This is a genomic window from Streptacidiphilus jeojiense (genome assembly GCF_000719095.1).
Taxonomy (GTDB): domain Bacteria; phylum Actinomycetota; class Actinomycetes; order Streptomycetales; family Streptomycetaceae; genus Streptacidiphilus; species Streptacidiphilus jeojiensis.
The window spans coordinates 1-17,783 of the sequence record NZ_JOEH01000014.1 but is presented as its reverse complement, the minus strand read 5'-3'; the positions used below and the strand labels follow the sequence as shown (position 1 = coordinate 17,783).

Here is a 17,783-nt window from a genome sequence, read left to right as displayed (position 1 = left end):
GAACGCTCGCACAGCCATAGGAAGCCCTTATTCTGTTGGGTACGGCATAATGGCTGCTTATGGGGAGAGATCTTGAGACCGCACTCCTGAGGTCGTTCGTCACCGCCGTGCGCGTCGGCAGCATCAGCCGGGCCGCGACAGCCCTGGGACACACCCAACCCGCGCTCAGCCAGCAGCTGCGCAAGCTCGAGAACACCGTCGGCCGCCCCCTGCTGCACCGATCGCCGTCCGGGGTCCTGCCGACCAGGGCCGGTGAGGAACTCCTGCCGTACGCCGAACGCATCCTGTCACTGTCCGAACAGGCGCTCAGCGAAGCCGGACGCGCGCTCACCGGCCACTGCGGCATCGGGCTGCTGGAGGATCTGGCCGCCTACCAGCTTCCGCAGGCGTTCGCCGACCTGGCCGGACTGCACCCCGATGTGACGCTGGAGGTGCTCAGCCTCTCCACCGCCGAGATGCGGCAGGCCTACGACGCGCGCCGCGTCCAGCTCGTGCTCGACGCGGTGGGGGACCTTCCCGGGCCGCCGCGCTGGACGGTGCGTCGCCCCCTGGTGTGGGCGATCGGCCAAGGCGTGGACGTCACGGCGGATCCGCTGCCGGTGGTGCTGTTCTCGAACCCGTGCTTCTGGCGCACGTCGTTGCTGGAGTCGCTGGAACGTGCCGACCGTCGCTGGCGGGTGGCGTTCGAAAGCAACAGCCTGGCCGGTGTGCTCGCTGCGCTGCGGGCCGGGCTGGGCGTCGCGGCGCTCATGCCGGCGAACCTGGAACCGGCGATGGCCGGCCACGACCCGGCGGCCCTGCCGCCTCTGCCGGACCTCGAACTCGGTCTCACACGGCATCCACGCAGTGAAGGTGACCTGTTGGTCGACGCCGTGGAGACCGCCTTGCGACGGACCATCTGAGGTGGATCGAGGGTGCGCTCAAACAGCGTGGTGACAGCCCGTCAGTCCGGGCAGGGGCCGTGTCGGGTGCTGTGGCCCCTGCCCGGGACCGAGGCGGGGTCAGGGGCTGTCCTCACCGCCTCCTGAGGTGCCGCCGGCCGCCAGCCACTGGGCGTAGGCGATCGCGGCCAGTCGGGCCGAGGCCAGGTTCTGCCGGGTGGTGGCGGGTACGGCCGCCGCGGTGCCGGCCGCGGCGCTGAGTCCGGTGGCCGGGGTGTACATCGCCTCGTGGAAGACCGATCCGGTGGGGGCGGTGGCCACGGCGAAGACCGGGTGGGCGGTTCCGGCGGAGAAGGAGGTCGAGATGTAGTCGCCGACCATGGTCCCCTGGGTGGTGCTGGCCAGCCAGGAGTGGCTCATCGGCCCGGCCAGCTGGGTCGGCGTGCTCCAGGTGCTGCCGCCGTTGGTGGAGGAGAGGTATCCGACGTCCAACTGGCAGGTGGCGGCGGTGCAGTTGGCGACCGGGTGGTAGTAGTAGGCCAGCGCCAGGTGCGCGGTGCTGCCCGAGGTGGTCGGGTCCACGGCCAGGCCGGGGATGAAGTGGTCGACGGTGCTGGTGGTCGCGTCGATGGGGATGCGGACCACGGTGGACCAGGTGGTGCCGTTGGTGCTGGTCGACATCACGATGTCGTTGGAGGTGCAGGCGCCGCCGCTGGTGCGGAAGCGGCAGTCCTGCCAGACCACGTAGACCTTGCCGGCCGCGTCGATCTCGGCCGAGGGCAGCGGTCCGCTGCGCAGGGAGCCGTGCACGGTGTAGGTGCTGACGGTGGTCACCGTGGTGGCGCTGGTCCAGCTGCTGCCGCCGTTGGTGGAGGTGAAGGCCCGGATGGAGGTCTCCGAGGCGCTGGCGATGGGGACCACCACGGTGCCGTTGGGCTGCACCACGGGCTGGCCGCCCAGGCCGGTGGCGTTGTTGGCGGTGGTCTTCGGGGCGCCCCAGGTGAGACCGCCGTCGGAGGAGGTGGTCATCTGGATGCGGTCGCCGTTGCCGTTGTTGTCGTACTCGGTGTAGCAGTTGCCGTAGAAGGCGCTGGTGGCGGTGTTGTCGCAGACGATCCAGTTCTTGTCCAGGCTGGAGCCGGTGGCGGTGGTCACCGGGTTGCCCCAGGTGTGTCCGCCGTCGGTGGAGCGGCTGGTGAAGACGGCGGGCACGGTCACCGACGCGGTGATCGGGATGGCGGAGACCAGCCAGACGTTGTGCTTGGCGTCGTAGGCCACCGAGGCGTCACTGACCCGGGCGTAGCTGCCGCCGGCCTGGGTGGTGATCCCGGGCAGGAACCCGTTGGTCCAGGTGGCGCCGCTGTCGGTTGAGGTGGCGAAGCCGACGTTGGAACCGCCGCCGTCGGTGAACCGGCCGACCTGGAAGGCCGAGACGATGGTGGAGCCGTAGGCGAAGGTGTCCGGCTCGACCTCGGTGGCGTGCTGGCTGGTGGTGTTGGTGTAGGGGTCGGTGCTCAGCTGGGTCAGTGCCGGAGCCGCGGTGGCGGTTCCCGCCGTGAAGAGCAGCCCGGCCGCGGACAGGGCCGCGGTCACCAGGCCGGGTCTGGCCAGACGTAGGAGTAATGATGCCAAGGACATGAACCGTTCCCCTTCCGAAGGCGGGCACGTCCGAAGAACGGTCCGCTTCGGGAGGGAGGGCACGGAGCAGGCCCCTTGCACGTCCGCCGTGTGGGCGGGCGAAGCCCGGCAGAACCGAACATCGTGCAGACGTGCGTGAGGACTGCGCCACTGTCCCGCTGCTGTGCGATTCATGTCAATGGGCCTGGCTGACCTGCCTTCAATTGCCGCGGCTGAAGCCGGGGACATCGACCCAGCGGCCGGACTCCCGGCCCTTGTGCACCGGCGGTGTCCGGACGGAGGTCCACGGCTGATCGGCAAGGACATGGCAGGCTGGTCTCCACTGAAGGCGCGATCGAGGAGGACGAAGGCTCTCATGGCTGAATTCGCGTTCGAGACGGAGTGGACCGGCGGCAAGGGCGCGATCGACCGTTCCCAGCAGGTGAGCGCGGCGGTCGCAGCCGCCGTGAAGGTACTGGCCGCTTCCGTCGCCGACGGGGCCGGCGGCGCCGAGACGCCGGGGGCGGTCCTCGAACACCTCGACTCGCTCCGCGACGCCAACCGGGATCTGGTCCAGGCCTTCGAGAACATGGCCGGCCAGCTCGCCAGCATGCGCCAGCGCAACATCCTCATCAGCGTGAAGGAGGAGGGAGCGCAGACGCAGCGTTCGGCCGATGCCGTCCTCGCGCTGAGCGCCGCCGCCGACGGAGCCCGGCAGTTGGACGGCCTCATCTCCGCAGCCCGTGAACCACTGCTTGACCTGGCCCTGACCACCGAGGCGGGATCGGCGGTGTGGGACCTCTACCAGTGACGCAGCGCAGTCCGCACGACCCCGCGGTCGACGGTACCGCTGCCGTCAGTTGCCGGTCAGAAGCGAGCCGCCGTCGACGGGGAGCACGGTGCCGGTGACGAACTGGTTCTCCATCAGGTAGAGGTGAGCCGCGGCGATCTGCTGCGGCTCACCTATCGCACCGGTGAGAGCGCGGCGCGCGAGGCTGTCGAACACCGCCGCGCGCTGGGGCTCGGGAACGGCCTCCCACAGCGGGGTGCGGACGGCGCCGGAGCGAACGGCATTGACGCGGACCGGGGCGAGATCGACGGCCAGTCCGCGGGTGAGGCCCTCGGTGGCCGCGGATCCGGCGGAGGCGAGGGCGGCGCCGGGGACCGGGCGGACGCCGACAGTCCCCGAGGTGAGGGTGATCGAACCGCCGGGTCGGATGTGCGGGGCCGCGTGCTTGGCGACGGCGACGGCTCCCCAGAACCGCACGTCGAAGGTGCGGCGGGCCTGGTCGAGCGGGAGCGCCGCGAGCGCGCGGCGATCGGGCTGGTCGCCGGCGGTGAACACCACATGGTCGAGTGCGCCGACGCGGGCGAACAGGTCGGCGACGGCCGCCTCGTCGCGCACGTCCAGTGCGGCGCCGTCGCACGAGTCCGGCAGTTCGGCGAGCGCGGCGTCGATGCGCTCCTTGCTGCTCGAGGCGATGGTGACGACAGCGCCGGCTCCGGCGGCCGCGTGGGCCGTGGCCAGTCCCATGCCGGAACTGCCGCCGATGACGACGATGCGCTGACCGGTGAGTGCCATGGTGCTCCTCCTGGTATGCCGAGCTGATGACTCAGTGAGACATCACGATAGCACCCGATGACCCACTGAGTCATCACTGCTAGGATTCCGACCATGCCGCGTTGGGAGCAGGGAACGGAGGAACGGCTGCGCGAGGCCGCGCTGGAGCTGTTCCTGGAGCACGGGTACGAGAACGTCACGGTCGCGCAGATCACCGAGCGCGCCGGGCTGACCCGTCGCACCTTCTCCCGCTACTTCGCGGACAAGCGCGACGTGCTCTTCGCCGGCTCGGATCAGCTTCCGGCCGTGCTCGCCGACGCGGTGCTGACGGCCGACGCGGGGCTCACACCGTTCGAAGCCCTGCTCAGCTCCCTCGAACGGGTCGGCGACACGGTGGCGGCCCGGGTCGCCCCGCACGCCGCGCAGCGACAGGCGATCGTCGACAGCAGCACCGAACTGAAAGAGCGCGGCCGCACCAAGTTCGCCGCCGTCTCCGACGCCCTGGACGCGGCCCTTCAACAGCGCGGGGCCGCCCCGCCGACGGCGGCCCTGCTGGCGAACGTCGGCGTCGCCATCTTCCGCACCGGCTTCGGACGCTGGGTCGAAGAGCCGGACACCGCCACCTGCTCGACCCGAGTCCGCGAAGCCGCCGACGAACTCGCCCACGCCCTCGACCACCGCTGAGGGCCTGAACCGACCCTGGCAGCAAGCCCTGGTACCGAGGTAGCGGTACCAGGGCCCACACCGGCGGAGTTTCAGCCCGCTTTCACCAGGAACTGCTCGACGGACGGTCGCTGCGTGGCACGGCGTCAGTTCACTGTCGCGACTGGGGCGGAGGTGCTGCCGTCGCGACGGTGGGCACGGACAGGGCTCAGCGCACCGACTTCACGAGCACCACCAGCGACGCACCGCCCAACGCGATGCAGGCGCAGAGCGGGAACATCGCCGAGTAGCCCCACGAGGTGACGATCGCCGAGGCGATGAACGGGGCAGCGACCTGCGGGGCCGCGTTGGCGATGTTGATCAGGCCCATGTCCTTGCCGGCGTCCTCGCCGCGCGGTAGCACCTTGGTGATCAGGGCCATGTCGACGGCCATGTACATGCCAAAGGCCAGGCCGTTGACGACATTGAACACGATCATGCCGTTGACCGTCGGGGACAGCATCGGGATGAACAGCGACAGCGCGGCCAGGACTCCGGAGCCGAGGACGAAGAGCTTGATCCGGCCGAAGCGGTCGGCGAGCTTGCCGATGGCCACCGCGGCGACGACCATCGACAGGGCGCTGACCACCATCAGGAAGCCCATGGTGGAGGCGGCGTCCGCGGGGGCGACCTTGATGTAGGCCAACAGGATGTAGAAGCTGTAGGACTGGACGATGAAATAGCCGGTCACGACGCCGAATCGGGAGACGAACGCGATCGCGAAGTCCGGGTTGACCTACTTCAGCACCAGCGCGGACTCGGCCCCGCTGGTGCTGGGGTCGCTCTCGCAGAGCGGCGCGCTGCACCCGCGCACCTGGCTGGTGGTCAGTTGGGGTGTACTGATGGGTGCGGTTGCCGCCGTGCTCCTGGTGGCCGGCGGCCTGCAGGGTCTGCAACGGGCCACGATCCTGGTGGCACTGCCGTTCGTGCTGGTGATGCTGGCACTGTGCTGGGCACTGGTGAAGGACCTCCGTGCGGATCCGGCCGTGGCCCCGTCCCGGTTGCACGGCAACCCGCAGGGCCCTGGCCGCCGCCATCCGCGCTGCGGTCGGCGAGCCCCTGGCCGACCGCCGGGACTGACCGCCGACCGCCCGGCAGGGGACTGTTCGACTGCTCGGCCGCACGAGTGGCTCGGGATGCCGGTCCGTCAGGGAGGGGATAGCGTCCGAACAGGACCACGTCCTCGGCCTGCACGTGGGAGGACACCGAGGGAGGAAAGCGTGCATCAGATGCGTCCGGAGCTCGCGGTGGCGGCGGGCGAAGCAGGACTCAAAGCCCTCGTGTGGCACATAACAGCGGGGCAGGACGCCCCGATGCTGTGTGGACGACACCTGCCCCCTCCGGACACCGTACCGAGGGAACGAGAGCTCACAGAGCGTCAGTGCGCACCGTGCCTGCAGGCGTACCGCAAGGTGCTGGCCGCAGCACCTTGCTGAGCTGCTGCTCCATCCATCCCGCCCCCAACGGGGCGCTCTCCCGGGAGGGCGGATGCCCACATCGTCCAAGCGCAAGCGGCGGCGGCGCTCGCGGGCAACGACCCCAGCAGTCGCAGCCGCGAGCACACGCGTCCCTGCCCGGCCGGTGGCAGCGACCGGGTCCGCGCCGTCGGCGCCTGAACCGGAGCCGGCTACCGTGTCCGAGCTCGGACCGACGCCGGAATCGGATGACTGCCCGGTCGGCGGAGTGCCCTTTGCCCCGGGGAATCCGGTCGTTGCCCCGGCCGCCGGCGAGGAGGTGGCACCCGCACTCCCGCAGGACGACCAGCTGCGCCCTCTGGGTGTCCCCGCGGCCGCACTCCTGACAGCCTTCGCCGCGACCGCGCTGGCAGGTCGGCACCTGTCCCGGGCACATGGGATCACCGTGGGCGTGCATGCCCTGGCGGGCGTGGCCGGGCTGGTTCTCGCGCTGGTCGCGACATGGTGGGTGGTGCGTCCCACGACCCGGATCGCTTGCCGCGGCGCGGTGACGGCAGGGTGCGCACTGGCGAGCATGGGTATCGCGGCGGTGGACTTCGGCATGCTTGCCTGGCTCGCCCTGGCCCAAGGTGTCGCCGCGAAGTCGTAGGACGGAACACCGGCCTGCGGCCGTCCGGCTCCCGGAGCAGCGGGGGAGAAGCATCCGGCTCCGCCGTGTCGGTTCCTGGCGCCAGGGATCTCCGTAGGACTTCGGTAACGTGGTGATGCGGCATTTGTCCGCCTGCTTCTCATAGCGTTTGCGCATGACAGATTTCCTTCCGGGACCGGCTGCGACGTGTGTGGATGTCGTCCTGCCCTGCCTGGACGAGGCAGCAGCCCTGCCGTGGGTGCTGCAGCGGATGCCGGACGGGTACCGCGCGATCGTGGTGGACAACGGCTCGACGGACGGTTCCGCTGCGCTGGCCCGTTCACTCGGCGCGCTGGTGATCACCGAGCCCAGGCGCGGATTCGGAGCCGCCTGCCACGCCGGGCTGATGGCGGCGACGGCCGACATCGTGTGCTTCTGCGACTGCGACGCTTCGCTGGACCCGGCCGAGCTCCCGGGCCTGGTCGCCACTGTCGGCGCGGGCACCGCTGACCTGGTTCTGGGGCGACGGCGGCCGACCCGGCCCGAGGCCTGGCCCGTGCATGCCCGGCTGGCCAACCGCGAACTGGCCCGCAGACTACGTGCTCGCCTCGGTGTGGACTTGCACGATCTCGGTCCCATGCGGGCCGCGCGCCGGGACCGGCTGCTGGACCTGGGGCTCAGCGACCGCCGCTCCGGCTACCCGCTGGAGATGGTGATCCACTCCGCCGCGGCCGGAATGCGCATCGCCGAGCAGGACGTCGGCTACCATCCGCGCTCCGGAAGATCGAAGGTCACCGGTACCCTGCGCGGCACCCGGCAGGCGATCCATGACATGCGCGCGATCCTGGCCGCCCGGTTGCCCACACTGCTGGTCATCGCGAAATCCCCAGAGCCCGGACGGGTCAAGACCCGCCTGTCGCCGGCCTGCACACCCGAGCTGGCAGCGGGACTCGCCCAGGCAGCACTGGCAGACACCTTCGCCGCCCTGGCCCGGGTGCCGGCCGCGCGACGGGTGCTGGTCCTGGAGGGCCCGACGGGGCCCTGGATCCCGTCCGGATGGGAGGTCGTGCCGCAGAGCGGCGGTGGTCTGGACGTCCGGCTGGCCGACGCCTTCGGCGCCGTGTCCGATCCGGACGGTGGACCTGCGCTGCTGGTCGGCATGGACACCCCGCAGTTGCGGGCCCAGGTGCTCGCCGAAGCGCTGTCGCAGGGGTCGAGGGCGGGCGCCGACGCCTGGTTCGGGCCCGCCGCGGACGGGGGATTCTGGGCTTTCGGACTGGCCCGACCGGACGCGGAGCTGGCTCGTCGACTGCTGCTCGGCGTTCCGATGTCCTGTTCCTCTACGGGCGTGGCGCTGCAGGACCGGCTTGCTCAGGCGGGACTGCGGGTCGCCACCCTGCCCGTACTCAACGACGTCGACACGGTCGCAGACGCAGCTGAGGTCGCAGCTCTCGCGCCGGGAAGTCACTTCGCGCGCACCTGGCACACCGTCACCGCCGGTGCCGTCAGTGCCGTCAGTGCTGGGACAGTACCGCCCGCGGCGCAGGGAGCAGCCGGGTGAACTCTCTCGGGATCCTCGCTCATGGCCCCACCCCCTGCCCCCGTCCTTGGGCCGATGATCCCTACACCGAGGCGATGCGCACCGGCAGCGGCCCGCTGTGGCTGCGCCGCGAGGACGGCCACCGGCAGCGTCTGGACCTGGAACGCTGGTTCGCCCCACCCGATCAGGCCGACTGGACCCTGCTCTCCCGCTGCCTGCGACGCGGACTGCCGACGCTGGACATCGGCTGCGGGCCGGGTCGTCTGGTCGCCGAACTGCAGACCTGCGGCCTGCCCGCCCTGGGGGTGGACATCACGCACACGGCGGTGTCCCGGACCCGGGGAATGGGCGGCAACGCACTGTGCCGATCGGTCTTCGACCGGCTTCCGCGGGAGAACCGCTGGGGCACCGCCCTGCTGGCCGACGGCAACCTCGGCATCGGCGGGGACCCGTCGGCTCTGCTGCGGCGTGCCGCCGAACTCCTGTGCCACGACGGTGTGCTGTTGGTCGAAGTCGAACCCGGCGATCTGGACGAACGCGTCACCGTGGCCGTGGAGGACGCCTCGGGCCGCAGCGGGCCCACCTTTCCCTGGGCCCGGCTGGGCGCCCCCGCCACCGTCCGCTGCGCGCTCCTGGCCGGGTTCGCTCCGATCGACGCCTGGGACTGTCGGGACCGGCACTTCCTCGCGCTACGTCGCTAGCCCGACCGGCCGGATGCGCAGGAGTCATTGATCCACACCCGAATCCGTTCGGTCCTTGACCGGGCCCGAGCGTCACCAGCATGGGGAACCCATCGTCATGTTCGACATCACCCTGCCGTGCTCCAGGCCGCGGTCGGCCCGCTCGGGTGCCGGCATGTGGCCGTGTGTGCTCGCCCTGGCCGTCCTGGTGACGGCGCTGGGCGGGACCTTCACCTGCTCGGGCGACCTCGGGGACAGGACCCCGCTGTACGGCTGGTACTCCGTGGACGTCGTGGCGTTCGCGCTCGCGGTCGTTCTGGCACGGCGGGTTCCGGCCCGCCGCATCACGGCCCTGGTGCTGCTGGGCAGCCTGGCGGTCGCCCTCACCGGGCTGCTCGCACCGCCGCGGACCAGCGACGACGCCTACCGCTACCTGTGGGACGGTCAGGTCCAGGCGGCGGGCCACTCGCCCTACGCGGACGCTCCCGTCGCCCCGGCGCTGGCCGCCCTGCGTGCCCGGAACCCGGCCCTGTTCCCGGTCGCCGGCGACTGCACGGGTTGGGACCTGCACCAGGCCGACGGGATCTGCACGCACATCAACCGGCCCACGGTGCACACCATCTACCCGCCCGTCGCGGAAGCGTGGTTCCTCGCCCTGCACGAGGCAGGCCGGTTCACCGGCCGTCCGGGTGTCGGGGCGGCCCAGGCCGGCGGTGCGCTGCTGGCCGTGGCGACGACCGGCGTGCTGCTGCTGGTCCTGCGCCGTACCGGAGCCCCCGCGCACCGGGCCGCGCTGTGGGGCTGGTGCCCCGGTGTGGCGGCCTGGGCCGTGAACGATGCGCACGTGGACACCCTGGGAGCGCTGTTCATGGTCGGTGGCCTGGGGGTGGCCTGCAGCGGTCGGCGAGGCCTCGGCGGGGTGCTGCTCGGCCTGGCCGCCGGGACCAAGCTGATCCCGGCACTGGCGCTGCCGGGCGCCATGTCGGGCTGCCTCTCCAGCGGTTCCCGGCTGAGTGTCCGGAGCCTGGTGCCGGCCGTCACTGCCGGGCTGACGTTCCTGTTCTGCTACACGCCCTATGCCATCGCCTCAGGCCCGGGCGTCATCGGGTTCCTGCCCGGCTACCTCCAGGAGCAGGGGTACGACCAGGGGACCGGCTTCGGCCTGCTCGCCCTGCTCGACATCCCCCAGCGCCTGCTGCCGCCTGCTGCCGCGGCCGTGCTGCTGGCAGCTGTTCTGCATGTGTTGCGGAGGGGGGATCCGGCCAAACCGTGGCGCGGCGCACTGACCGTCACCGGCACCGCCCTGTTCCTGATCACCCCCGGATACCCCTGGTACGCGCTGCTGGTGGTTGCACTGGTCGCACTCGACGGCGGCTGGGAGTGGCTCGCGCTACCGGTGGCCGGTGAGACCGTGTACCTGTCCGACGGAGCCCTGCAGCAACAGGCCTACACCGCCGCACTCTGCCTGCTCCTGGCCGGTGCGGCGGTACGCCGGCTCGGGCTCACCGCCGCGTCACCGCTTGTGCACCGGGGGCTTTCGTCCACGGGCCCGGCGGACGGTGCCGGCCAGCAGGCACAGCCCCGAGCCGGCGAAGAGCGCGGCGGTGATCAGCAGCCAGTGCCCGAGGAAGCTGTCCGCCGATAGCCCGGTGGTGACCCGGTAGCCCGGGACCCGCCGCAGGATGAGCGGATACCAGACGACCAGCAGCAGCAAGGAGACCAGGGCCGGGATCCGCACGTAGTTGACCCGACCGGCGCCCGCCTGGGGGGTGCGGCTGTCCGGGGTCGGGAACAGGTGTTGCAGTGCGCGGTCGGCGAGCGTGTAGAGCGGGAGCAGGACCAGGTCGTGGATCAGGGCGGCACCGACGAACCAGAGCGCGACGGCGATCGGGTTGCCCTTCAGCAGCTTGAGTCCGGCGTACAGGGCCAGGGCGAAGGAGCACAGGACGAGCAGCAGGTGCAGCGGGGACGCGCCGTAGCGGTCGCGCAGGCGGGTCAGCGGCAGGCGCCTCACGAGGATGCTCCGAAGGTCAGCCGGGTCACCCATTTGGTGTTGTGCACCCCGGGGTTGGCCGGCACGATGATCCGGGCCGGGTATCCGTGGTCCGGCGACAGGTCGGCGCCGTTGACGCGCAGTGCCAGCAGTGAGCGCGGGTCCCGGACCTGATTGGCCCTCAGCACGGTGGACCCGAAGGATCCGCCGCGCTCCACCGACTCGACGAACACCTCCGGGGCCGGCCCGCGGAAGCCCGCCATCAGGGCCAGGTCCCGCAGCCTGACTCCGGCCCAGTGCTGGTCGTCGGTGGACCAGCCCTCCACGCAGGCGATGGGCAGCGCGGCCTCGTGCTGCGGCAGTGCCAGCACCTGAGCCCGCGTCAGGGTGTTCTCGTACCCGGGGCCGCGGACCACCAGCCGCCACTGCGGGCCGATGTCGGCCGGGCGGATGCCGACGGCAGCGGCGGTCTTGTTGATCTGGAAGCCGTTGGGTCCCTTGCCCGGCTCCTGGCCGTGCGGCGCCAGTAGGGCCGTGCGGCGCAGCGAACCACCGATGCTCTGCCCGGCCGTCACCGCGAACAGGACCAGCGAGCCCAGACCCACTGTGCCGAGCGCGGCGCGCCGGGACATGGTGGCCGGGGCCGGCCGTGGAGAGACCAGCCCGGTCCCGTCCAGCGGCTCGGGCCCGGTCGCCGAGGCGGGGACGCGCAACTCGGTACGCAGTCGGCGGCTGCGCAGGGCCCGGACCATCACCGGAACGCGGAATGCGATGTGCACCGCGAAGGCCCCGATGAAGACCCACGCACCGTAGAGGTGCAGGGTGTAGAACGAGCCGGGGAAGACGTAGTGCAGCTGTACGTTCAACAGCCCGGTGACGAACTCGAACAGTGCGCCACCGACCAGGAGCAGCAACGACAATCGCTCCAGGGCGTGGGCCACCGACCGGATCGGCGGCCAGGAGAACAGTTTGGGGATGACCGACCACAGCTTGGCCAGCAGCACCGGCACCAGCACCACGCCGAGGGTGACGTGCACGCCCTGGTTGAGCCGATAGAGCCAGGACGGGTCGGTCGGCCAGGAGAAGAGGTAGAAGCCGAGCCAGCCCTTGTCCGGGGTCTGGTCGTTGACCGCCGCCAAGTCCGGGTTGTACGCGGCGTAGGACAGCAGGCCGGTCACGAACATGACCGGGATGCCGAACAGCAGGACCAGCCCGAACACCGAGGTCAGCCAGGGCCCCCGGAGCGGACTGCGCCAGAACTCCGGCCGGGTGGGACCGGGCGGGGCCCCGGAACCGAACAGGGTGGCCCGGAGCCGGTCGCGGCTCGACGCGGGGCGCTGCGCCTTCACGCCCTGCCGGGTCCCGGAAGGACCAGGACGAGCGGGCGGCGGCTCTGCCGGGCCGGGGCCCGCTCCCGCGTCAGCGTGCGGCCCGGTGGCAGGTCGGTTCGGCACAGATGGCGGACCATCGTGATGGCGGTCGTCCGTATCCATGGGGCGATTCCTTGACGGGTGAGGCTCCGGTGAGTCGTAGGACGGGCACGACCGTACGCCTTGAGCGGACATATCCGAAGAAGCGACTCATTACGCCACGCTGACGTTCCGTCGGTACAGGGCCCGCTGCAGATCCGCCCGAGAAGCCGCTATGACCGGTGCGCCTCCAGGGCGTCGAGGTCTCGTTCTGCGTAGAGCCGGTGCTCCCACTCCTCGTGGAACAGGTGCAGCAGTACGGTGCGCAGGCGGCGGCTGCGGGGCTCCGGCCAGCCCGGGGTCCGGGCCGGCTCGGTCTCGGAGTCCAGCGACTGGTCGGTGATGCCGGCGATGACGCTCCGAACGGTCGCCATTCGGTCGCGGCGCACCTGCAGCACGGTGTCGAGCGTCGGCCGTGCCTCGCGGTCGCGGGGGAGACCCTCGGGCAGGCTGCGCGTCTCGTCCGGGTCGTCCCAGGGCAGGCCCAGCGGATGCCATGGTGACGGAAGATCGAGGACGGTGCGGCGGATCCATCCGTCGGTGACCAGGACCAGGTGCCGCAACGTCTGGAGGAACGACCACTCGCCGTCGACCGACTCGTCCAGGAGGGTGGGATCCAGGCGACCGGCGCGTTCGACCGTGCCGCCCCACAGGTGTTCGAGGATGTCCCAGGCCTCGCGGAACCCGGCGGCGTCGGTCGGCCGCATCCTGGGCCGCTCGGGATACCGCCGGTCGAGCTCGGCCTCCACGAGCGGCCCGACCTCCACGCCGTTGATCCTCAGGTTGCCGATGTCGCCGGAGATCTCGACATTGTTCAGCTCCACGCCGCGCATCGTGACGTCGTCCATCTCGACGATGCGGAATCGGGTGCTGCCGAATGCGCAGCCCCGGAACTTGACCCCGCCCAGCCGGGCGAGTTGGAAGCGCGAGCCGGTCAGGTCGACCCGCTGGAACCGGGAACCTGTGAGGTCTTCGTTGCTGAACTCCACCATGGACGGGGACTGTACCTCCCGGCACCGACAAGCACTCGATCCCGCGGGTCTCGACGCCCAGGAGTGCCATGGACGCGCTGCACCCACCGCCACAACGCGCTCAACGCCGTGTACAGGCGGACCTGACCGCACCGTAGGGCTGGACGAACCAAGGACCACCGGACACACTGGCGCAATGCCGTGCGTGTACAGGAACCCACGTGGTCAACGCGCGGTGCGGCAATGGTGTTCAGCAGCCCTGGCGCGAGCGGACTTCCCGCTCGACCACTCGACTCTGGACACCGGTGTGGGCCGAGTGGGACTCACCTCTGCCGGAACTGGACGACCGCGGGTCGTCCTGGTGCCCGGGACCGGCTTCAACGCCGCGGCGGCACTGCCGTGGCTGCAGGCGCTGTCGGTCCACTGGGCAACCACGGTGGTGGATCTGCCGGGTCAGCCCGGGCTCAGCGATCCCCGTCGGCCCCGCCGTGCCCGGCTGGCCTGGTACGGCCGAGTGCTGGATGAGATCTTGGCGGCCATGGACGCCGACGGGGTTGTGCTGCTGGGCAATTCGCTGGGCGCCGCCGTGGCGCTGGCCGCCGACTCGCCCCGAATCACGGCTCGGGCGCTGGTCTCACCCGCTGGCTTCATCCGTCTCGGAGTGGACCCGAAACTGACGCTGGCCGCGGCCGCCTGGCTGCTGCGTCCCACACCCGCACGCACCCGCCGCATGCTCCGGTTGTTCGTGGCGCCCGGCACGGAACCGCCCGAGTCCGAGGTGGAGTGGATGACTCTCATGGCAACGTGTTGCCGGACCACTCTGGCCCCTCCGTCCCTGCCCGCCGAACTGCTGGCCCGTCGCGCCGAGCGGCCGTGCGTGGTCGGGGTCGGAGAACACGACCGTTTCCTGCCGCCCCGTCGACTGGCACCGGCAGTGCGCCGAGCCATGAACCTCGACGTTCGGGTCTTCTCCGGGGTCGGCCACCTGACCACCCCGGCTGACCTCGACAAGGTGGTGTCCTTGGTGGCCGAGGTCGCCGATCCGCCGGACAACTGAGCCCAGAAGCGCTGCTACTGACGCTGTGCGGGCACGGGCATCAAGACGGCGTCAATGTTCCGCCGACCGGCGCAAGGGTGTCGTCAAGGAACACAGCCACCCGCTCGTGGTCACGCTATTCCTGGGCGGAGCCGCGTCGCGGGCGACACATCCGTCCTGGTCACCGCCAGCACCCTCGCCGACCGCATCTCCCTGCCCGCCGACCAGGCACATGAGAACGGAGTGCAACAGCCGTGACCCGCATCCTGGTCGTGGACGACGAGCCACAGCTCCTGCGTGCCCTGCAGATCAACCTCCAGGCCCGCCAGTACGACGTCACCACCGCAGCCGACGGCACCGTCGCCCTGGACGAGACCGCACGCGCCCGCCCCGACGCCATCATCCTGGACCTGGGGCTTCCCGGGCTGGACGGGCTGCAGGTGATCGCGGCCCTGCGGGTGTGGAGCTCGGTGCCGGTGATCGTGCTCTCCGGCCGGTCCGGCGCCGACGAGAAGGTCGCCGCCCTGGACGCGGGAGCCGACGACTACCTCACCAAGCCGTTCGCCATGAACGAACTCCTGGCCCGGCTGCGCGCCGTACTGCGCCGCCCCTCGACCGAGGACCCCCTCACCGGGACTGCGGTCATCGGCGACTTCACCGTGGACCTGGTCGGCTGCACGGTCAGCGCGCACAGGGAAGGCACCGACCCGGTGCGGCTCACCCGCACCGAATGGCGCATCCTCACCCTCCTGGTCCAGCACCCCGGACGGCTGGTGACAGGGCCTCAGATCCTGCACAGCGTCTGGGGCCCGGGCCACGAGGACAAGAACAACTACCTGCGCGTCTACCTCGCAGGTCTGCGCCGCAAACTGGAACGCGACCCGGCACACCCGCGTCACCTGCGCACCGAGCCGGGCATGGGCTACCGCTTCGACCCGTGAACCTCACCCTTCCTGGATGCCCGCGCGCCGGGAGCCGCCGACCGGCCGTAACGGATCCTTAGCGCAGTCCTGCAAATCTTGACGCCTTCCTGACGCGCCCGGGCGCCCGATCCCACGTCAGCGCGGTCACCGGCCTCTACGCTCGCCTCTGTGCTTAACCTGCCCCAGGCGTTCAAACGCCTCGTCATCGGCCCGGCCATGCGCAGCGAGGAGCTGGGGGAGACCCTGCTCCCCAAGCGCCTGGCCCTGCCGATCTTCGCCTCGGACCCGCTCTCCTCGGTGGCCTACGCCACCGAGGAGATCCTGCTGGTGCTCACCGTGGGCGGCACCGCCTTCCTGTACCTGACCCCGTGGATCGCCGCCGGCGTGGTGCTCCTGATGGCGGTCGTGGTGACCTCCTACCGGCAGGTGGTACGGGCCTACCCCAGCGGCGGCGGATCCTACGAGGTGGTCACCACCAATCTGGGGCCGAACGCGGGCCTGGTCGTGGCAGCCTCGCTGCTCGTCGACTACGTGATGACGGTCGCGGTCTCGGTGGCCTCCGGCGTGGACAACATCATCTCCGCGTTCCCCAGCATCTCCGCTGCGCGGGTGCCGATGGCGGTCGGGTTCGTGGTGCTGCTCAGCGCGATGAACCTGCGCGGGGTCCGCGAGGCGGGGCGGGCGTTCGCCGCGCCCACGTACCTGTTCATCTTCGGCATCGTCCTGATGATCGTCACCGGGTTCGTCAAAATGCTGTTCGGCCACACCCCGGTGGCCTCCAGCGCCCAGTACGCGGTCATCCCGGTGGACCACAAGGACACCCTGGCCGGGCTCGGGCTCCTCATGCTCTGCCTGCGCGCCTTCGCCTCCGGCTGCACCGCGCTGACCGGTGTCGAGTCCATCTCCAACGGCGTGCCCGCGTTCCGCAAGCCCAAGTCCAAGAACGCCGCCACAACCATGTCGGCCATGGGCATCACCGCCGTGCTGATGTTCGTCGGGATCACCGCACTGGCGCTGATCGCCAAGGTCCACAAGACCGACGACACCTGCCGACTGGCGAACTACCCCGGCGACTGCCACACCACCTCGCAGCCCACGGTGATCGCCCAGCTGGCGTCCTCCATCTTCGGCGGCGACCACAGCGTCCTGTTCTACTTCATCCAGGCCGTGACCGCGCTGGTGCTGATCCTGGCCGCCAACACCGCCTTCAACGGCTTCCCGCTGCTGTCCTCGATCCTGGCCCAGCACCGCTACCTGCCCCGCCAGCTGCACACCCGTGGTGACCGCCTCGCCTTCTCCAACGGCATCATCGCCCTGGCCGTGGTCAACATCGCCCTGCTGGTGGCCTACAAGGCCGATGTCACCAACCTGATCCACCTCTACATCCTGGGCGTCTTCACCTCCTTCACGCTCAGTCAGATCGGCATGGTCAAGCACTGGAACCGGCTCCTGGCCACCGAGACGGACACCAAGGTCCGCGGCTCGGCCAAACGCTCACGGATCATCAACGGCTTCGGCGCCGGGTTCACCGGACTGGTCCTGGTGATCGTGATGATCACCAAGTTCACCGAGGGTGCCTGGCTGGCCGTGGTCGCCGCCGTGCTGCTGTTCGGGATGATGCGCGGCATCCGCAAGCACTACGACGCCGTCGCCGAGGAACTCGCCGTGGAAGACCTCAAGGCCGAGTCGGTGCGCCCGTCCAAGGTGCATGCCATCGTGCTGGTCTCCACCCTCCACAAGCCCACCCTGCGCGCCCTGGGCTACGCCCAGGCCTTCCGGCCCGACATACTGGAAGCGGTCACCGTCGCGGTGGAGAAGGACTCCACCCAGGACCTGCAGGAGAAGTGGGCCGAGTCCGAGATCCAGGTCCCGCTCAAGGTCCTGGACTCCCCGTTCCGCGAGATCACCAAACCGGTCGTCGGCTACGTCCGCTCGATCCGGCGCACCAGCCCGCGCGAGGCCGTGGCGGTGTTCATCCCCGAGTACGTGGTCGGCCACTGGTGGGAGCACCTGCTGCACAACCAGTCCGCCCTGTGGCTCAAGAGCCGCCTCCTGTTCACGCCGGGCGTGATGGTCATCAGCGTGCCCTGGCAGCTCACCTCCTCCACCCGCGCCGACCGCCCCGCCCGCCGGGCCCCGGGCTCGGTGCGTCGCGGCGAGCCCGCCGGAAACCTGGACCCGACCGAACCGGAGAAGGCGGTGCACTCAGGGTCGGCATGACCGCGAGAGGTCCCCGGCTGTGCACTCACCGCCCGCTGTTGATTCCGAACTCCTCCAGGTCGAGGTCGTACTGCAGTTGGCGCCGGGTGCTGTCGCTGATCTGGTGGCTGTCGTACATGCCCTGCAGCTCGGTGCCCTGCACCGCGA

Annotated in this window: 15 protein-coding genes and 2 pseudogenes; 11 read left to right on the top strand and 6 right to left on the bottom strand. The window is 70.7% G+C overall.

Features of this window, described 5'->3' with window-relative positions; all coding sequences use genetic code 11:
• Positions 1 to 59: 59 nt before the first annotated feature.
• Positions 60 to 902 (top strand): LysR family transcriptional regulator, encoded by an 843-nt coding sequence (locus IF29_RS0119255; RefSeq protein ID WP_030256326.1) that lies wholly within the window; start codon positions 60 to 62, stop codon positions 900 to 902.
• 99 nt (positions 903 to 1,001) lie between these two features.
• Here IF29_RS0119255 and IF29_RS0119250 read toward each other — a convergent pair whose 3' ends face one another.
• Positions 1,002 to 2,519, bottom strand: a complete 1,518-nt coding sequence (locus IF29_RS0119250; RefSeq protein ID WP_051725514.1) for a sialidase family protein — start codon at positions 2,517 to 2,519, stop codon at positions 1,002 to 1,004.
• A gap of 355 nt (positions 2,520 to 2,874) precedes the next feature.
• On the opposite strand from IF29_RS0119250, the gene IF29_RS0119245 reads away from it, so the two are divergent.
• Positions 2,875 to 3,309, top strand: coding sequence for a hypothetical protein (locus IF29_RS0119245; protein ID WP_030256322.1), 435 nt, complete (start codon positions 2,875 to 2,877; stop codon positions 3,307 to 3,309).
• A gap of 45 nt (positions 3,310 to 3,354) precedes the next feature.
• On the opposite strand, the gene IF29_RS0119240 is transcribed toward IF29_RS0119245, so the two are convergent.
• Positions 3,355 to 4,080, bottom strand: a complete 726-nt coding sequence (locus tag IF29_RS0119240) for an SDR family oxidoreductase (protein WP_030256319.1) — start codon at positions 4,078 to 4,080, stop codon at positions 3,355 to 3,357.
• 93 nt (positions 4,081 to 4,173) lie between these two features.
• Between IF29_RS0119240 and IF29_RS0119235 the strand changes: the two genes are divergently transcribed.
• Positions 4,174 to 4,743: a TetR/AcrR family transcriptional regulator gene (locus tag IF29_RS0119235; protein WP_030256317.1), complete on the top strand. Its 570-nt coding sequence runs from the start codon at positions 4,174 to 4,176 to the stop codon at positions 4,741 to 4,743.
• Positions 4,744 to 4,930: 187 nt separating this feature from the next.
• On the opposite strand, the gene IF29_RS42165 is transcribed toward IF29_RS0119235, so the two are convergent.
• Positions 4,931 to 5,452, bottom strand: coding sequence for an MFS transporter (locus IF29_RS42165; protein WP_051725513.1), 522 nt, complete (start codon positions 5,450 to 5,452; stop codon positions 4,931 to 4,933).
• A gap of 40 nt (positions 5,453 to 5,492) precedes the next feature.
• Here IF29_RS42165 and IF29_RS47730 point away from each other — a divergent pair.
• From IF29_RS47730 to IF29_RS0119215, 5 genes and pseudogenes are all read left to right on the top strand, one after another.
• Positions 5,493 to 5,771: pseudogene (locus IF29_RS47730) on the top strand (BCCT family transporter); the annotation flags it as partial.
• Between the two features lie 622 nt (positions 5,772 to 6,393).
• Entirely contained in the window at positions 6,394 to 6,825 is a 432-nt protein-coding gene (locus tag IF29_RS0119225) for a hypothetical protein (RefSeq protein ID WP_030256315.1), read from the top strand.
• A 154-nt stretch (positions 6,826 to 6,979) separates the two neighbouring features.
• Positions 6,980 to 7,654 (top strand): annotated as a pseudogene (locus tag IF29_RS47725) (glycosyltransferase family 2 protein); the annotation flags it as partial.
• Positions 7,637 to 8,365 (top strand): TIGR04282 family arsenosugar biosynthesis glycosyltransferase, encoded by a 729-nt coding sequence (locus IF29_RS47720; RefSeq protein WP_232242220.1) that lies wholly within the window; start codon positions 7,637 to 7,639, stop codon positions 8,363 to 8,365. The pseudogene IF29_RS47725 and the gene IF29_RS47720, both read left to right, overlap by 18 nt.
• Before the next feature lie 74 nt (positions 8,366 to 8,439).
• Positions 8,440 to 9,045: a class I SAM-dependent methyltransferase gene (locus IF29_RS0119215; RefSeq protein WP_232242206.1), complete on the top strand. Its 606-nt coding sequence runs from the start codon at positions 8,440 to 8,442 to the stop codon at positions 9,043 to 9,045.
• A gap of 1,492 nt (positions 9,046 to 10,537) precedes the next feature.
• Here IF29_RS0119215 and IF29_RS45065 read toward each other — a convergent pair.
• The 3 genes from IF29_RS45065 to IF29_RS0119195 all read right to left on the bottom strand — a co-directional run bounded on the left by IF29_RS45065 (position 10,538) and on the right by IF29_RS0119195 (position 13,478).
• Positions 10,538 to 11,071: a hypothetical protein gene (locus tag IF29_RS45065; protein WP_232242205.1), complete on the bottom strand. Its 534-nt coding sequence runs from the start codon at positions 11,069 to 11,071 to the stop codon at positions 10,538 to 10,540.
• Positions 11,035 to 12,318, bottom strand: coding sequence for a molybdopterin-dependent oxidoreductase (locus IF29_RS0119200; protein WP_232242219.1), 1,284 nt, complete (start codon positions 12,316 to 12,318; stop codon positions 11,035 to 11,037). Before IF29_RS0119200 ends, IF29_RS45065 begins: the two co-directional genes overlap by 37 nt.
• 341 nt (positions 12,319 to 12,659) lie before the next feature.
• Complete coding sequence (locus IF29_RS0119195) at positions 12,660 to 13,478, bottom strand: DinB family protein (protein ID WP_030256304.1); 819 nt, start codon at positions 13,476 to 13,478, stop codon at positions 12,660 to 12,662.
• Positions 13,479 to 13,773: 295 nt separating this feature from the next.
• On the opposite strand from IF29_RS0119195, the gene IF29_RS0119190 reads away from it, so the two are divergent.
• The 3 genes from IF29_RS0119190 to IF29_RS0119180 all read left to right on the top strand — a co-directional run bounded on the left by IF29_RS0119190 (position 13,774) and on the right by IF29_RS0119180 (position 17,636).
• Positions 13,774 to 14,514 (top strand): alpha/beta fold hydrolase, encoded by a 741-nt coding sequence (locus IF29_RS0119190; protein ID WP_198037501.1) that lies wholly within the window; start codon positions 13,774 to 13,776, stop codon positions 14,512 to 14,514.
• A gap of 233 nt (positions 14,515 to 14,747) precedes the next feature.
• The gene (locus IF29_RS0119185; protein ID WP_030256300.1) at positions 14,748 to 15,434 is read left to right on the top strand and encodes a response regulator; all 687 of its coding nucleotides are present in this window, start codon (positions 14,748 to 14,750) and stop codon (positions 15,432 to 15,434) included.
• Between the two features lie 198 nt (positions 15,435 to 15,632).
• Positions 15,633 to 17,636 carry an APC family permease gene (locus IF29_RS0119180; RefSeq protein ID WP_051725555.1) on the top strand — a complete coding sequence of 668 codons (2,004 nt, stop codon included), beginning with the start codon at positions 15,633 to 15,635 and terminating at the stop codon, positions 17,634 to 17,636.
• Positions 17,637 to 17,783: the final 147 nt, after the last annotated feature.

Coding starts and splice junctions, on each gene's coding strand:
- IF29_RS0119255 (WP_030256326.1), top strand. CDS start 60: ATGGGGAGAGATCTTGAGACCGCACTCCTGAGGTCGTTCGTCACCGCC.
- IF29_RS0119250 (WP_051725514.1), bottom strand. CDS start 2,519: ATGTCCTTGGCATCATTACTCCTACGTCTGGCCAGACCCGGCCTGGTG.
- IF29_RS0119245 (WP_030256322.1), top strand. CDS start 2,875: ATGGCTGAATTCGCGTTCGAGACGGAGTGGACCGGCGGCAAGGGCGCG.
- IF29_RS0119240 (WP_030256319.1), bottom strand. CDS start 4,080: ATGGCACTCACCGGTCAGCGCATCGTCGTCATCGGCGGCAGTTCCGGC.
- IF29_RS0119235 (WP_030256317.1), top strand. CDS start 4,174: ATGCCGCGTTGGGAGCAGGGAACGGAGGAACGGCTGCGCGAGGCCGCG.
- IF29_RS47720 (WP_232242220.1), top strand. CDS start 7,637: ATGCGCGCGATCCTGGCCGCCCGGTTGCCCACACTGCTGGTCATCGCG.
- IF29_RS0119215 (WP_232242206.1), top strand. CDS start 8,440: ATGCGCACCGGCAGCGGCCCGCTGTGGCTGCGCCGCGAGGACGGCCAC.
- IF29_RS45065 (WP_232242205.1), bottom strand. CDS start 11,071: ATGGGTGACCCGGCTGACCTTCGGAGCATCCTCGTGAGGCGCCTGCCG.
- IF29_RS0119195 (WP_030256304.1), bottom strand. CDS start 13,478: ATGGTGGAGTTCAGCAACGAAGACCTCACAGGTTCCCGGTTCCAGCGG.
- IF29_RS0119180 (WP_051725555.1), top strand. CDS start 15,633: ATGCGCAGCGAGGAGCTGGGGGAGACCCTGCTCCCCAAGCGCCTGGCC.